This is a genomic window from Cellulosilyticum sp. I15G10I2, assembly GCF_900095725.1.
GTDB lineage: Bacteria > Bacillota > Clostridia > Lachnospirales > Cellulosilyticaceae > FMMP01.
This window is the reverse complement of record NZ_FMMP01000009.1, coordinates 85,879-102,513: the sequence shown is the minus strand read 5'-3', so window position 1 is coordinate 102,513 and position 16,635 is coordinate 85,879. Positions and strand designations below refer to the sequence as shown.

General features: G+C 34.0%; 14 protein-coding genes. All 14 read left to right on the top strand.

Annotation, left to right across the window (positions count from 1 at the left end):
* Positions 1-38 precede the first annotated feature (38 nt).
* Positions 39-2,282: an SF1B family DNA helicase RecD2 gene (recD2, locus tag BN3326_RS09120; RefSeq protein ID WP_069998885.1), complete on the top strand. Its 2,244-nt coding sequence runs from the start codon at positions 39-41 to the stop codon at positions 2,280-2,282.
* 21 nt (positions 2,283-2,303) lie between these two features.
* Positions 2,304-3,011 carry a ComF family protein gene (locus tag BN3326_RS09115; protein ID WP_069998884.1) on the top strand — a complete coding sequence of 236 codons (708 nt, stop codon included), beginning with the start codon at positions 2,304-2,306 and terminating at the stop codon, positions 3,009-3,011.
* A 57-nt stretch (positions 3,012-3,068) separates the two neighbouring features.
* Positions 3,069-3,500 carry a hypothetical protein gene (locus BN3326_RS09110; protein WP_069998883.1) on the top strand — a complete coding sequence of 144 codons (432 nt, stop codon included), beginning with the start codon at positions 3,069-3,071 and terminating at the stop codon, positions 3,498-3,500.
* 154 nt (positions 3,501-3,654) lie between these two features.
* Positions 3,655-3,930, top strand: a complete 276-nt coding sequence (flgM, locus tag BN3326_RS09105; protein WP_069998882.1) for a flagellar biosynthesis anti-sigma factor FlgM — start codon at positions 3,655-3,657, stop codon at positions 3,928-3,930.
* 8 nt (positions 3,931-3,938) lie between these two features.
* Positions 3,939-4,451 (top strand): flagellar protein FlgN, encoded by a 513-nt coding sequence (locus BN3326_RS09100; protein WP_069998881.1) that lies wholly within the window; start codon positions 3,939-3,941, stop codon positions 4,449-4,451.
* Between the two features lie 12 nt (positions 4,452-4,463).
* A complete protein-coding gene (gene flgK / locus BN3326_RS09095) occupies positions 4,464-6,191 on the top strand; it encodes a flagellar hook-associated protein FlgK (protein WP_069998880.1) in 1,728 nt (575 codons plus the stop codon).
* A 17-nt stretch (positions 6,192-6,208) separates the two neighbouring features.
* Positions 6,209-8,140, top strand: a complete 1,932-nt coding sequence (flgK, locus tag BN3326_RS09090; RefSeq protein ID WP_069998879.1) for a flagellar hook-associated protein FlgK — start codon at positions 6,209-6,211, stop codon at positions 8,138-8,140.
* 15 nt (positions 8,141-8,155) lie between these two features.
* The gene (gene flgL / locus BN3326_RS09085) at positions 8,156-9,286 is read left to right on the top strand and encodes a flagellar hook-associated protein FlgL (RefSeq protein ID WP_069998878.1); all 1,131 of its coding nucleotides are present in this window, start codon (positions 8,156-8,158) and stop codon (positions 9,284-9,286) included.
* A 216-nt stretch (positions 9,287-9,502) separates the two neighbouring features.
* The gene (gene fliW / locus BN3326_RS09080) at positions 9,503-9,946 is read left to right on the top strand and encodes a flagellar assembly protein FliW (RefSeq protein WP_069998877.1); all 444 of its coding nucleotides are present in this window, start codon (positions 9,503-9,505) and stop codon (positions 9,944-9,946) included.
* 5 nt (positions 9,947-9,951) lie between these two features.
* On the top strand, positions 9,952-10,179 hold the full coding sequence (gene csrA / locus BN3326_RS09075) for a carbon storage regulator CsrA (protein ID WP_069998876.1): 228 nt from the start codon (positions 9,952-9,954) through the stop codon (positions 10,177-10,179).
* 158 nt (positions 10,180-10,337) lie between these two features.
* The gene (hag, locus tag BN3326_RS09070) at positions 10,338-11,192 is read left to right on the top strand and encodes a flagellin Hag (RefSeq protein ID WP_069998875.1); all 855 of its coding nucleotides are present in this window, start codon (positions 10,338-10,340) and stop codon (positions 11,190-11,192) included.
* Positions 11,193-11,308: 116 nt separating this feature from the next.
* Complete coding sequence (locus BN3326_RS09065) at positions 11,309-14,653, top strand: glycosyltransferase (protein ID WP_069998874.1); 3,345 nt, start codon at positions 11,309-11,311, stop codon at positions 14,651-14,653.
* Positions 14,654-14,706: 53 nt separating this feature from the next.
* Complete coding sequence (gene rfbF, locus BN3326_RS09060) at positions 14,707-15,486, top strand: glucose-1-phosphate cytidylyltransferase (RefSeq protein ID WP_069998873.1); 780 nt, start codon at positions 14,707-14,709, stop codon at positions 15,484-15,486.
* Positions 15,377-16,606: an NAD-dependent epimerase/dehydratase family protein gene (locus BN3326_RS09055; RefSeq protein ID WP_242875976.1), complete on the top strand. Its 1,230-nt coding sequence runs from the start codon at positions 15,377-15,379 to the stop codon at positions 16,604-16,606. Before rfbF ends, BN3326_RS09055 begins: the two co-directional genes overlap by 110 nt.
* The last annotated feature ends 29 nt before the right edge of the window (positions 16,607-16,635 follow it).

The window sequence follows — 16,635 nt, the reverse complement described above, 5'->3', positions numbered from 1 at the left end:
ATGTGGACAAAAATCATGCATAAAAGTGGTGAGTAAAATTGGATGGACAAGTAGTAATAGAAGCAACGATAGAGGATATTATTTACCAAAACGAAGAAAACGGGTATACAGTATGTACGATTGATTATGAGGGTGAAGAAATATCCTGCGTTGGAGATATGTTGGGTGTCTATGCCGGAGAAGATGTAAAGATCATTGGAAGCTGGGTTACTCATCACATATATGGCAAACAAATTAAGGTAGAAATGTTTGAAAGAAGTATGCCAAAAACAGTACAAGGAATGGAGAAATACCTAGCCTCCGGTGTTATTAAAGGGATAGGTGCCAAAACTGCTACTAAAATTGTTAAGCATTTTGGCTTAGATACTTTTAAGATTATAGAAGAAGAACCCCTTGTGCTAGCTCAGGTGAGTGGTATTAGTAAAAAAAAAGCTGCGGAGATTGGGGAAGTATTTCATGCACAATATGAATTAAGACGCGCGATGCTCTTCTTGCAAGAATACAATATTACGCCAACGTATGCTATTAAAATTTATAAACATTATAAAGAAAACACAATGGAAGTGATTAAAAATACCCCATATAGGCTAGTAGAGGATATCTTTGGCATTGGATTTAAAAAAGCTGATGAGATCGCTTATAAAGTAGGTATCGCAAGGGATGATCCACACCGTATTAAAACGGGACTTACTTTTATATTGTCTAGTTTTTCTTCAAATGGGCATACTTATATGCCAAGAGCACTTCTTGTAGATCAGACGACGCAGCTTCTTGGTGTCCACATAGATTACGTGGAAAATGCACTTATTGAACTGAGTCTTTCGAAGCAGATCATCATAAAAAACTACACCATTGATGAGAATGATACCCCTGTTGCTTGCGTTTTTTTAACTTCGCTGTATTATAGTGAACAAGGCGTTGCCAGAAAGCTTATTGATCTCGCCGCACTTTATCAAAAAGACAGCCCGCCGGATACAGAAGAAGAACTGACACGGACAGAAAAAGAACTCAAAATAGAGCTTGTAAAAGAGCAAAGAGATGCCGTAAAACATGTACTCTGTAATGGGGTAACTGTCCTAACAGGAGGCCCAGGTACAGGGAAGACAACGACTATTAATGCAATTTTGCATATGCTGGGTAAAGCGGGCGAGGAAGTACTCCTTACAGCCCCTACAGGAAGAGCTGCTAAAAGGATGAGTGAAGCTACAGGGATTGAAGCACAGACCATCCATAGACTTCTAGAGATTAACTATATGAGAGAAGATACGAATAGGCAGATGTTTAATAAGAATGAAGATAATCCCTTAGAGGCTGATGTTATTATAGTGGATGAGATGTCTATGGTAGATGTTATTTTGATGCATGCACTTTTAAAGGCAATAGTGCCAGGGCAGCGTCTTGTACTTATAGGTGATGCGGACCAGTTACCATCGGTAGGTGCTGGCAATGTCCTTAAAGATATTATAAAAAGTAAGAAGATCCCTACTATAAGATTGATGCAGATCTTTAGGCAGGCGACCAAGAGTGCTATTATCATGAACGCCCATCGTATCAACAAAGGAGAATATCCTATAGCAAATGAAGAAGGCACAGACTTTTTCTTTATTAAAAAGTCTGTCCAGGAAGAAGTACGAGACACCATTATAAATCTTATTACAACACGGCTTCCTAAATATCAAGGTTTTGACAGTTTAAAGGATATACAAGTGCTTGTGCCTATGAGAAAGGGGCCCATAGGTGTTAATGAACTTAATAAAGCCATTCAAGGGGCGGTTAATCCTCATCATGCGCTCAAACCAGAAAAAGAATATAGAGGGATTATATTCAGAGAAGGGGACAAAGTGATGCAGATTAAAAATAATTACAATGCCCCTTGGAAGATTTATTCGAGGCTCGGGATTCCTATAGATGAGGGTGTAGGCATCTTCAATGGAGACTGCGGACTTGTGAGTGTGATTAATAATGAAACAGAACTCCTAACAGTTACCTTCGATGATCAGAAGGTTGTAGAGTATGAGTTTAATCAGCTAGACGAACTTGAACTTGCCTATGCAGTAACGATCCACAAGTCTCAGGGAAGTGAGTATCCAGCTGTTATTATACCTATTCACAGTGGCCCCCCTATGCTCTTAAATAGAAACCTGCTTTATACAGCCATTACACGGGCTAAAAAGCTAGTAGTTGGTGTAGGCCTTAAAGAAACGCTAGAAAGAATGGTTGATAATAATAGGGAGATAGAGAGATATTCGAGTTTGGCGATGCATCTTAAGCAGCTTTTGTAAGATAGCAAAGGAGTAAAAGTTATGTACCATTACTTAAAACAACTTATATTTCCTAATAAATGTATAGTATGCCAAACGATACTGGAAGATCGGGTGATAGGACACTTGTGTGACAAGTGCTATAGCTTTGTGCTGAGGCATAATCTGTGTCCGCACTGCGGGAGGCCTTATAGTATAGATGATGTACACTGTGCATACTGTGATAAAGAAGAAATGGATAGCAATACGCAGGTTGTAGCACTTTTTCCTTATGAAGATGGATTTAGAAAAGGGGTGCTGAGGTGGAAGTATAAAGGACTGCGTAAATACGCAAAGGGATATGCAGACTTATTTGTTAATGATCTATGCATTATAGATAGATTTCATATCGATGCTTTGGTTCCAGTACCTTTGTCGCGGGCAAGGTTTAGGAAGAGAGGCTTTAATCAAGCGCAAGACTTGGCAAATGAGATTTCTAAGTTGGCGGGAGTTAAGGTTTATGATATTTTGACAAGGGTTAAAGAAACTAAGCCACAATCAAAATGCAGTAAAGAGGAGAGGCTTAGCAATATAAAAGGAAGTATTGCAGTAAAACCGGAAATAAATGCTTTAGAGGTTAAGCATATAGCTGTTTTAGACGATATATATACTACAGGTGCAACCATTAGGGAATGCATACATGCAATTAAAAGACAAAATATTACAGGAGATTCAAAAATATATGTACTCATAGTATGTATCGGAGTATAATATGAGTAGATAAGTTAAAAAGTGTTTTTATAAAATACTACGTACGGGGGTGAAGGTATGGAGGTTCGTGTATGTAAAAGATGTAAGAAAATATTTCAGCATATAAGTGGGCCAGAAATTTGTCCAAAATGCAAGCAAAAAGAAGAAGAGATGTTTCAAGTTATTAAGGAGTATTTAAGAAACAATCCAGGAGCTAATATGACTGAGGTAAGTCACGAAACAGAGGTGCCTGTTTCACTTATTGAGAGTTTTTTAAGACAAGGCAGACTTGAAGTTACGCCAGATTCTCCTATTGCATTATCATGTGAGGGCTGTGGCGCAAAGATACTTACAGGCAGATTGTGTTCAAAGTGCAATTCAGGCCTTATGGGTGATCTCCAAGGTGCAGCGCGGGATATAAGAACAGAAAAACAAGCAGCTGATGCAAAAGAAGCAGAAAGAATGAAGGGTCAAAAAATGAGATTTTTAAAATCTGACCGTATAAAATAAATAATTAATAATCATTAGGGGATTAATAAAATAATAATCCTCTATTTTTTATTTTAAAAGATATATACATATTTATCTAATTAAACTAAAGAAAAAAATAGAAGCGTCGATATAATAAATATAAAAAGGATAATACACCAAAGGGGTGAATGGTATGAGAATAGATCAAATTAATAACATATATGAAACTTATAAAAAACAATCTGTATCAGGCGCAAAGCCAATCGCTAAGACACAGAAAAAAGATCAAGTAGAGCTTTCAGAAACAGCAAAAGATTTTCAAAGAGTGTATAAATTGCTGAATGCGACCCCTGACATCAGAGAAGATAAAGTTAATGAAATAAAAGATAGAATAAGTTCTGGCACTTATAGTGTAAAAGCAGAAGAAGTGACAGATAAAATACTATCTCATTTAGATCTTAAAGGATAGGAACATTTATGGCTGGCATTGTATATGAGCTTATAGAAGTGTTAGAAGAGCAAAAAGAATGTTATGAGGGGCTTTTAACGCTCGCAAAATATAAGCAAGACGCTGTAGTTGATAAAAATTTAGATTTATTACAGGAGATAGTAACAACGGAAGAACAATTTGTAGGCAGAACAAGTCTTTTAGATAAAAAACGTGAAGTTTTGCTAAAGGATATTTCGATCGTAACAGGTATGGATTATAACACACTTAGTGTATCAAAAATAGTAGAAAAGCTGGGGAGAGAAAATGAAACAAGTCAAAAGCTGCTGACGTTAAGAGATGCGCTTAGCAGTATAATACAACAGCTTAAAAAGCAAAATGAATTAAATACAGTACTTATTAATCATTCGTTGGAACTTGTTGATTTCACCATAAATGCTATTGGCAGTACAAAAGGATATACCCATGTTGGCAGTTATAATAAACCAGGAGAAGATCCAAGTACCGAGAGACAGCAGAGCTTTTTTGATAAAAAACAGTAAAGGAGTAAGTGGATGTCATCTATTGCAAGTATAGGAAGAATGGTATCAGGTCTTAGTGCTGCCCAAAAAGGGCTTCAGGTAACAGGCCATAATATATCTAATGTTAATACACAAGGCTATATAAGACAACAGTTACTTCAGCACGAGAGCAGTTACCTCAACATCGGATCAAATGGCAGATTAATGCAAGTGGGCCTAGGGGTAACGCCTACTGAAATTCGTCAGATAAGAAGTGAACTGGCAGACAGGCGTTTTCGAACAGAAAACGGTATTTTAGGTTTCTACCAAGCCCAAAATGCAAGTATTCAGGAGATAGAAGCCATACTTGATGAACCCTATGGGGAAAGCATCAGTAAAATGTTAGGCAACCTATGGGCTCAAGCTCAAAAGCTTAATACCAACCCAGATGGGGTAGAAGAAAGACTTTCTTTTATACAAGCCGCTAATGTACTTGTTAAAAAAGCGAACCATATAGCTGATTCTTTTATGACTTACCAAGATAACCTTAATAGTGAAGTTATAAAATCAGTAGATCGTATTAATGAATTGATTCGGGGTGTTTATGAGCATAACGAAAAAATAGCACTCTCAGAAATAAATGGAGACAATGCTAATGATTATAGAGATCAAAGAAATTTATTATTAGATGAACTTTCTGGGTTTATGGAAATAGATTATTACGAAGAAGCGGACAGCCGTATCGTTCTAAAAGCAGAAGGCAGAACCGTTGTAGATAAACAATTTGTAACGTTGCTTGAACTTAAACAAACAGTAGACAATAGTCCTTTTGTAAAACCCATATGGTCTAATACAAAAGAAGATGTTTATAATTTTAATAAAGTAATAAGTGCTGCAAAAGAAAATGATACGGGCAAGCTCAAATCATTGCTGCTCATAAGAGGGGATGAATACGTAAGAGCTGATCAGCTAGATGCAAGCGGAGCGATTGTAAAATATGGTACAAGCTGGTCTGATATCGCTTTAAATGATAATTATAGTGTAGATGTACCAGGAAATAGTTATTTTGTTCCTAAAATACATAAGAAGTTTAATGAACTGATTAATGAACTTACCACAATGGCTAATGCATTATTTGACGGAGACGGGATAGGGATACATGAAGGACTCAAGGGTGTACCTATGTTTGTACCTATCAAAACACCAGCTGATTATCCCTATACAGGTGCGCCAAAACCAACTGATCCTACAGATCCGGGGTATCAAGCTGCATACAAAACTTATGTTGATGAATATAATGCATATCTCAAAAAAATAAATTCATACTTAGTACCAGGAAATATTAGGATCAATCCAGACCTTATGGAAAATGGCGGATATAATAGACTTGGAACTGTAGATCCAACGTATTTAGACCAAGGTAATAACAGTAAGGTAACTGAATTTTTAGCAGGCTGGAGTACAAACCGAGACTGGCCTAAGGATGCTCAAGGGTCAACTGTTTCAGATCCGACAAGACCTTATGCTAAAAAGGTTAGTATTATGGGTTTTTATGCAGAGTTTGTAACTGACATTGGTCTTGAAGGTTCTGGATATAAAAATAAAGTATCAGAAAAACAAACGACAGTAGTTAATATAGAAAATGAAAGACAATCAATAGGCGGGGTATCTCAAGATGAAGAATTTACAAGTATGCTTAAGTATCAATATGCATACAATGCTTCAGCGCGTATGATAACGATGCTCGACAGTATGATGGATACCATCATCAATAAGATGTAGGCAAGGAGGGAATATAAGTGGCATTTTTTGAATTTAACATAGCAGTAAGCGGGCTTTTTGCAGCCCAAAGAGGTTTATCAGTGACCTCTAACAACATTACAAATGCTACAACGACAGGTTACTCCAGACAAGTACTTGGTCAAAATGCAAGTATCCCTCTAAGTGGTATGGGTGTAGGTATGCTGGGCACTGGTGTAGCAACAACCAATATAACAAGAATCCGAGAATCCTACTTAGATACTAAGTTGTGGTCACAAAATGATAAACTTGGGGAATATCGCATAAAAGTTGAACAAAACTCTATTATAGAGTCAGTTTACGGAGAACCAAGCGATACGGGCTTTACTAAAATATTTAATGATCTTTTTAATAGTATAGATAATTTAAGCAAGCTGCCAGATGAAAAAGAAAGACAAGCTGCCTTTAGACAGCAAATGATTAACTATACGACATATTTTAATAATATGTCAGCTTCTCTTTCAGGTTTTCAAAGAGATTTAAACTTTGAACTTAAAACTAAGGTAGATGAAATTAATCTGCTAGGGAGTAGAATTCAAAGTTTAAACAGTCAAATCTATCAAGCTGAAATATATGGTGATGATGCCAATACGTTCAGGGATGCAAGAGAGCTTGCGGTAGATAGATTATCACAGCTTGTTAATGTAGAAACAAAAGAAGTTGAGATTGAAATAGATGGCAAAAAGTTTAAACAGTTTTCAGTTAAAATTGCAGGTCAAACCCTTGTAGATCATTTGCATGTAAGAGAGTTAGGTGTAACAGTCAGAGGGGCAAAAGAAGATCAGATCAATGAACTGAGTGCACAGCTTGTGAAACATACAAACGAGTGGAAGGAATTACAACTGTTAGGGACAGGCACGCCTGCACAGATAAATGCGCTGCAGGATAAGATTACGGACACGCTTAATAAGTTGCAAAAACTAGATCCATCAATTACAGTAACCGGTGAATTTGATCCGAGCCAGCCGAACTACCTTGTGGGCTATAAAATTGAGCTAGGAGCCAATACACTTATAGAAAATGATATGCAAATCAATCTTCCTAGGAAAAAATTAAATGATGAAGATATTGACAGTCTTTATGATGTGGTATGGAAGGATGGACTGCCCTTTAGCATGTCAGATAGCAAAATGTCTGGAGAATTAAAAGGTGTTATTGATATGCGTGATGGCTGCGGTACAGGATCAGCTGTAAACTATAATGGGATTCCTTACTATATTAAACGTATGGATCAATATGTTAGACAGTTTGCACAGACTATGAATGAAGAATATAGTAAAGATAAAGATGGATTTGTAGAACTGACCAATTCATTAGGTACTATTATATTTAAAAAAACACAAGCAAATGGGGCTGTTGAGTATTTTGATGCGAATAGGCTGCCTATAGCGACACCCGCTGATGTTAATACATACCAACATAAATATCAATTGTTTACTTATACAGATGGTAATAGTGCAGGTACACCAGAAGATAAGCCGGATCTGACCAATGGTTATAAAACCATGACGGCGGCGAACTTTTCCATATCTTTCGATATCTTTGGGGGTGCGGGGAATATTCGAACAAATTACGTGCACTATCCAGAAAGTGATACAAACCCCAATCCAAGCAGCAATGATCTATTATTAGCATTATCAGCACAAAAAAATAATAAAAAGATGTTTAAAGAAGGCGATCCTAAGGACTATATGATTTCTATGTTTAGTGAACTGGGGATTAATACGCAAGAAGCCAATATGTATGAAAAGACACAGACATCTATTACTAATAATATTAACAATCAAAGACTGGCAGTATCGCAGGTAGATACTAATGAAGAATTTGCAAATCTTATCAAGTACCAACAAGCTTATCAAGCTGCTGCGAAAATTATCAATACCATAGATGGTATCTATGAGACAACAATATTTAGACTTGGAAGTTTTTAATAAAGGAGGGATAGCATGAGAGTAACGAATGGCATGGTTAGAAATAACACGCTGAATTCTTTGTATAGTAATATGGCGAGGTTAGATACGCTTTATACTCAAATGAGTACACTCAAAAAAGTACAAAGACCATCAGATGATCCGATTGTAACAGGAAGAGCGCTTAAACTAAGAGTAAATGTCCTAGAAGTTGGGCAATATAAAAGCAATACAGATGAGGCCACTTCGTGGATGAGTGTTACAGAAAAAGCACTCAGTAACATTACGGAGATTATAAAAGATATTAGAACGAGGTGTGTACAGGCATCAACTGATACCCTTGAAGCATCGGATAGAGAAAAGATTAAAGTCGATATCGACCAGCTCTGGCAGCAACTTCAGCAAGAAGCAAATGCGACTTATGTAGGCAGACATGTGTTTTCAGGGTATAAAACAAATGAACCTATTGTTTTAGCCAAGGACACAGTCTTGAAAGAAAATGTGATCACTAGTGATAGTATACTACTAAATGGTGAGACTATACTTAAAGCGGGAACTATTATTCCATCTCCTATAACATTAAAAAATGCAACTGTAATTCCGGCTGGTACTTTGGGAGCGGATATAAGTGTTCCGGAAGGGACGATTTTGCCTGCAGCAACAGAGCTCCCAGCAGGAACAATCTTACCAAAGGGCACTATTAATCCCAATGTTTTAGGTAAGACAGATGATCAAAGGATTCAATACGAAATAGGAGTAGGCAGTACTATTACAGTTAATACGCTAGGTATGGATAGTTTAATGAGTGGCATATTGACGGATGTGAGTAAGATAAAGAACGACTTAGATGCATACATCGACGGTACGGCAGGCGCTAATATTGATCTACATCAATTATTTCAAGAAAAAATAGGTGATTTTGATAAAAAACTCTCTAAACTTTCTGAAATGACTGCTGATCTCGGAAGCAGAATGGTAAGACTTGAATATACAGCAAGCAGGCTTGAAGATGATAAAACTAACTTTACAGAGCTGCTTTCAAAAACAGAAGATGTTGACCTAGAAGAAATTTATACACAGTTTAATGCACAATATGCTGTTTATCAGTCAGCACTTCAGGCAACATCGAAGGTTATTATGAATACATTGGCAGATTTTTTAAGATAGCATTTTTGCTATCTTTTGCTATATTTGAAGATTGTAGTTTGTATAAATGGTTCGAGAGGGAGGCTGGGACACCTTACATCTCTCCCGCCTACCCACAGCCAAACCCGAGTCGAGCTGTAAGGCGCCCCAGCCTCCCTCTCTAGGTATTGTAAATTCAATTGTTTAAAACATGAGTATGTAAAAGAGTATTGTAAAAAAATAAAGAGGTGAGAGTATATGCTGCTTAAAACAGCTCAGTTTGGAGAAATAGAAATTAACGAAAATAAAAAAATTATTTTTAAAGAAGGTATTCCGGGTTTTGAAACCCTTAAGGAATACATTCTTTTAGAAGATGAAGATATAGAAAGTCCTTTTAAATATCTGCAAAGTGCGCAGCAAGAGGATGTATGTTTTGTAATTCTAAATCCTTATATGTTTAATATTAACTATACGCCTACTATTAAAGAAGAATATTTTGAAAAGCTGGGTGGAGGAAAAGATGAAGACTTCTTTATTTTTGTTATAACAACTGTAGGAAAAACGTTAGAGGAAACTACGGTTAACTTGATGGCACCTCTTCTTATTCATCAAGAAACAAGACTTGGGTTGCAAGTTATTGTTGAAGAGGATGCTTATACGACTAAACATCCTATACTTGACTTTAAAACGGAGAGGAGCTGAATACCATGTTAACCCTAACTCGCAAAAAAGACGAAGCAATTATTGTAGATGGGAATATAGAAATTAAAATATTGGATATACAAGGGGACAAAGTGAAAATTGGTATCGCAGCTCCCAAAGAAGTTACCATCTATCGAGAAGAAATTTATCAAAAAATCCAGGTAAGTAATAGGGCAGCAACAAAAATGGAACAAGAAACCCTTTCAAAATTCAAAGACTTATGGAAATCATAAAAACTAACATATTTCTTAAAATAATTATTATTTTACTCTAAAGTAGACAAGTTTTTATCCGATATATATAGTGAAACAAAAAAGTTAAATGGCCAAATAACTTTTTAATCTAAAATAAAGGCATGGATGCCTACAAAAATTTCAAGGAGGAATAAATTATGAGAATTAATAACAACTTAATGGCAATGAACACACACAGACAATTAGGAATCACTAATAATAGTGGTGCTAAAGCAATGGAAAAATTATCATCTGGTTTTAGAATCAATAGAGCTGGGGATGACGCAGCTGGTCTCTCAATTTCTGAAAAAATGAGAGGACAAATTAGAGGGCTGAACCAAGCTTCTAGAAACTCTCAAGATGCTATATCAATGATCCAAACAGCAGAAGGTGCTTTGACTGAAACTCATGCAATCCTTCAAAGAATGAGAGAACTTGCAGTACAAGCATCAAATGATACAAATAATTCTGATGACCGTACAGCTATTCAAGATGAGGCTAATCAATTAGCAAAAGAAATCAATAGAATTGCTAACAACACTGAATTCAATACAATGACGCTATTAGATGGAACATATGCTAGTGGTGGAACTGATTTAAGTATGCAAGTTGGTGCAAATGAAGATCAACAAATGGTTATTAATATTGAGAACATGACTGCTGGGACTGGTTTATCAGTAGCTAGTGGAGATGATGAAACAGCAACTGCTATAGATATTAGCTCAAGTGCATCAGTGGCTACAGCGGCAATTACTACTATTAATACTGCTATTGAAACAGTATCTGCTGAAAGATCCAAACTTGGTGCTTTCCAAAATAGACTTGAACATACTATTAAAAACTTAGATAATTCATCAGAGAACTTACAAGCTGCTGAATCTAGAGTTAGAGATGTAGATATGGCTAAAGAAATGATGGAGTTTACAAAACAAAATATTCTTCAACAAGCAGCTCAGTCTATGCTTGCTCAAGCAAACCAAGCTCCACAAGGAGTTCTTCAATTATTAAGATAGTATATAAAATAAAGAGGGGGGAGTTCTACTCCCCTTTTTATTTTATAAAAAATCATGAGCTTTTGTGTAAGTGCGTGGCTTTTTATAAGATAAAAAGATGTATAGGAGGATTTAGTATGCTACTAAGTATAGTAATGATGGTAAAAAATGAGGCTACCAATCTTGAAAAATGTTTTGAAAGTCTAAAACCTATTTTAAATGTTCTTTCTTCAGAATTAGTGGTGTTAGATACTGGATCTCAAGATAACACAGTGGAGATAGCAAAACAATACACTGATAAAGTATATTTTCATCTATGGAATAATAACTTTGCAGATATGCGAAATAAAAGTATTAGTTATGCAACGGGAAAATGGATTTTTATTATAGACGCAGATGAAATATTAGAAGATGTTCAAGAAATTATTGACTTTTTTAAACATGACAAATATAAAAATTATAATACTGGATATATTAAGATTAAAAACTACACTAAAAAAAATAAATATACGCTTAGTACTATTGCAAGGTTATTTAAAAAGGATAAAGATTTTCGCTATGAAGGGGCAATTCATGAGCAACCTGTTGTAAGAGAACCTATATACTTTTTTAAAAGTGAATTAATTCACTATGGGTATTCTACTGAAGACAAAGTACTTATGGAAAGGAAATTTAAAAGAAATGTAGAGATTTTAAAAGAAGAAATAGATAAACATCCAGAGAATGTCTATTATTGGTTTCAACTTTCCCAATCATATGGGGCACATAGTTATATTAATGAAGGACTTGAAGCAGCGCTAAAGGCTTATAATATTGCAAAAAAGAAAAAAATAAATTTGAGAAATAGTATGTATGTTTATATTCAGTTAGCTCTTCTGTACTATAAAAATAAAAAATACAAAGAATTAGAAGATCTTTGTACAGAAGCTTTAGCAGTTAAAGAAGGGTATCTTGATTTATACTATTTTTTAGGACATGCACAGAAAAACTTATATAAAGATAAAGAGGCTCTAAAAAACTATGATATTTACTTAGAGATGTTACCGAAATATAATAAACTTCCTGCTTCAAAGGATATTACTGTAACAGTATATTCTTTAGACATCTATGAGTATGTGTATGGAGAACTATGTCAGATCTATACGAGGCAAGAAAATTATGATAAAGTTTTACATTATGCAAATAAAATAAGTAGTATGGAAGTGCTTCGACAAAGCATCTCATATTTTATACAAGCTTGTTATAAACTGCATAAGTATGAAGAGATAATAAAATATTATAATGAAAAAATTAAAGGTTTATCTAATGATATAATACAAGTGTATATAGAGAACTTAGAAAAAAACATTAATTTACTAGTTTCCAAGGATAAGATAGTCTTTTGGAGATTTTTCGCATATGAATCAACGGACTATGGGCTTTTGAACAAAATAAGAATAAATTTATGTAATAGCATAATGGAGAACGGTTTAATAGAAAGTATTAAAGTATTAAATTTTAATAAATTATCATATTTCTATGGTGATATTATATTTTATATTTTTAAATATTATAATTATATTAGTGATACAGCAGATAATATAAGAGAAGATAAGTTACAACAATATTTTACTTATCTATATAGTCAGTATAAAGAAGACTTTATAAGTTTAATAAAAACCTATATTTGTACTATGAGTTTAGACGTTAATGTTAAAGAGAAAAGACTAGTTAAAGCTTTATGTCATTTCATATTAATGAAACATACCTTTAATAAAGACGAATATAAGCTGATTTTTAATCAGTATATTTTAAGTGGGATAGAATATATAAGAGAAATATATAATACTGATGTAATTGAAAATGAAAAAATAGCATATTTGAAAAGTAATGAAGAAGCTTTTCTATTATATATTTATCATGCTAAACAAAAACAAGATAACAAAAGCTATATTAATTACTTAAGAAAAGCTCTACAGGTATATCCTGACATGAAAAAAGGAATAGAATTGCTAAAAAAAGATATAGCACAAGTGAAGCAAACTCAAACCTATTATTTAGATGAAATGGAGCTTTACAAAAGGCAATTCAAACAAAATATCCAATCCTTAATAGAAGATGGATTACTACAAGATGCTAAAAATATGGTAGACGAATATCAAAAAATAGTAAATGATGATATAGATGTCTATTCTATTAAAGGAATTATTGCCATGTTGGAAGGAAATATGGATGAAGCTGAGAGCGTTTTGAAAAAAGGAATGGATATTGAGTGTTCTAATTGTGAGATTCTTTATAATCTAGCTTATTTATATGAACTTCAAGAAAAGTATGTAATGGCTTATAAATATTATGAAAAAGTCATTAAGGCTGAAGACGTAGAAGTTGAAACTGATGCAAGAATGAGGAAAAAAGAACTAGAGCAGTTAGATGATATTATACAATACAAGAAGAATATAGAGGAGGGGACAAAAAATCAAGCAGCAATAACAATAGTTACTTGGGCTTACAATGTAGAGAGATACATAGACCAATGTGCTAGAAGTGTTCTAAATCAAAGTTTTACTGATTTTGAGTGGATTATTTTAGATAATGGTTGTACAGATAAAACTAGCGAGATTTTAAATGATTATGTCCTAAAGGATAAAAGAATTAAAGTTTTTAGAAATCAGAATAATAGTTTATTATTTAATGAACCTGTTAATACTGATTATCTTGATTATATTAATGGACTTGAGTCAGAATATATGTGTACTTTAGACAGTGATGATTATTTACATCCTGACTTTTTAAAAGACCTCTATTTGGCTGCCAAAAAATATAATGCAGATATAGCAGTTGGTGGAACTGAAATGTTTTACGATGAAAACTCTAAAGCACATGGCAAGCGTTGCCCGCCTGACTTCTATACGGATGATATAACAAAAGTAGGAGATGTTTTTCCACAAATATATGGTTGCTTTAGGCCTATTTGGGGCAAATTAATTAGAGTATCTTTAAGTAATAGAAGCAGAAAAGACTTCACTAGTAATAAAATAGAAATGTTGAATGGTGCGGATACAATGCTTAGTCTTTATCAATTACAGGCGGCAAATTCATTAGTTGCAGTTAATAAAGGACTTCACTACTATAGAATAAGAAAGAATTCTCACTATAATTCTCAGGTTAATAAAAACAGGTATTTGGATTATATAAAAATCTATTATGAAAGTAAAAGTCTTTTGAAAAAATGGAACAAGTTAAATAGTAGTAATCTAAATTTCATCACAAATGTGCTTTATTACTCTATGAAGGACTGTATAGATATAGCTATAAACTCTATCAGTGCACCAATAGAAGAGAGAATAAGAGTAATAACTACCATTCTCTCAGATGTAAATATTAGAAAATCTCTTAACCAAAATAATCTGTTAATTAAGTTATTAGATGAGGCTATAAAAGCACTAAATACAATTATAGAAAGCCATAAAAATGAAAGTTATAAAAACAAGTTTAACATCTAGAGCGTTTAGTGAAAATATAATATTCGGAATGACATAAAGGATGTGACTATAACATGAAGGTTGTAATTTTAGCAGGTGGATTTGGAACAAGAATAAGTGAAGAAAGTCATTTGAAACCAAAGCCTATGATTGAGATAGGAGATAAACCAATATTATGGCATATAATGAAAAGTTATAGCCATTACGGATATAATGACTTTATTATATGTCTTGGATATAAAGGGTATAGTATTAAAGAATTTTTTGCAGATTATTATTTACACACTTCAGATGTGACTTTTGACTTTACAAATGAAAATAAAATGACTATTCATAGTAATGTTTCGGAGCCATGGAAGGTTACACTAGTAGACACGGGGCTACATACTATGACTGGTGGCAGAATAAAGAGAATTAAAAAATATATAGATAATGAACGTTTTATGCTTACTTATGGAGATGGAGTATGTGATATAGATATTAATGTTCTTGAAAAACATCATATGAAATCAGATGCATTTGTTACTATGACTGCAATTCAGCCAGGTGGACGTTTTGGTGTACTTGATATTGATGAACAAACAAGCGAGATAAAGAAGTTCGTTGAGAAGTCAAAAGAAGATGGTGGCTGGATTAATGGTGGCTTTATGGTAGTGGACCAAAAAGTTCTTGATTATATTCAAGGTGATAATACAGTTTTCGAAAAAGATACGTTAGAGAAATTATCTGAAGAAGGAAAACTTAATGCGTACAAGCATTATGGCTTTTGGCAGTGCATGGATACTCAGAGAGACAAAGGATTGTTGGAAAAATTATGGAGAGAAGATAAAGCTCCTTGGAAAAGTTGGGAATAGAAGAATACATATAAGAAGAGGTGGAAATATGCTTGATGTGCCATTAATTACTAAACAAGATGTTGAATTAATATTTAATGCTATGTCAAATAAAGATAAGGAAAAAATAGCCAATTCAACTATTTTGGTAACAGGATTTGCAGGTTCCTTGGGATACTCTTTACTACATTTTTTTGCTGTATATGGAGAACAACTTGGGATTAGAAAAGTTTATGGTATAGATAATTATATGTTTGGAAAGCCTATATGGTTAGAAAGAATTTTGGGCTATCCTATTTTTGATTTGCGTGAATTAGATATTATTAATTGTGACTTGGATTTCGCAAGTGATGCAGATATTATTTTTCATATGGCATCTCTTGCTTCACCAGTATATTATAGGAAGTATCCTATACAAACAATGGATGCAGATGTTATAGGACTCAGGAGATTACTTGACTTTTTCAGAGATAAGGCTATAAGAGGTTTTTTGTTTTATTCTAGTAGTGAAGTATATGGAGAGCCAGACTCTTCACAAATTCCAACGGCAGAAAGCTATTGGGGAAATGTACATACCTGTGGTCCCAGGGCTTGCTATGATGAATCAAAACGTTTTGGTGAAACACTATGCTATAATTTTGCCCATGAGTACGAAATGCCAGTTACTATAGTAAGACCTTTTAATAATTATGGTCCAGGGATGCGAATTAATGATCAGAGGGTAGTAGCTGACTTCGCGAAGGCTGTGCTTGATAATGATGACATAGTTATATATTCTAATGGCAAACCTACTAGAACCTTTGATTATATACCTGATGCTACAGTAGGTTATATAAAGTGTGCCCTGCACGGGAAATTTGATATATTTAATATTGGATCTGATAGAGATGAAATTACAATAACAGAATTAGCAGCACTATATCAAAATATAGGCAAAACATTGTTTAACTATGCAGGGAAAATAGTCTATAAATCGCATTGGGATAAAGAATATTTAACTGATAATCCTAATAGAAGATGTCCGAATATAACAAAAGCTAGAGAATTTCTTCAATATGAACCTCAAATTCATATTGAAGAAGGGATTAAAAGATATCTTAGGTATTTAATTAATTGTCAAAGAGAAGAGATTGAATGGTAAATTACATCAGAACGAATTATAAAGATAAA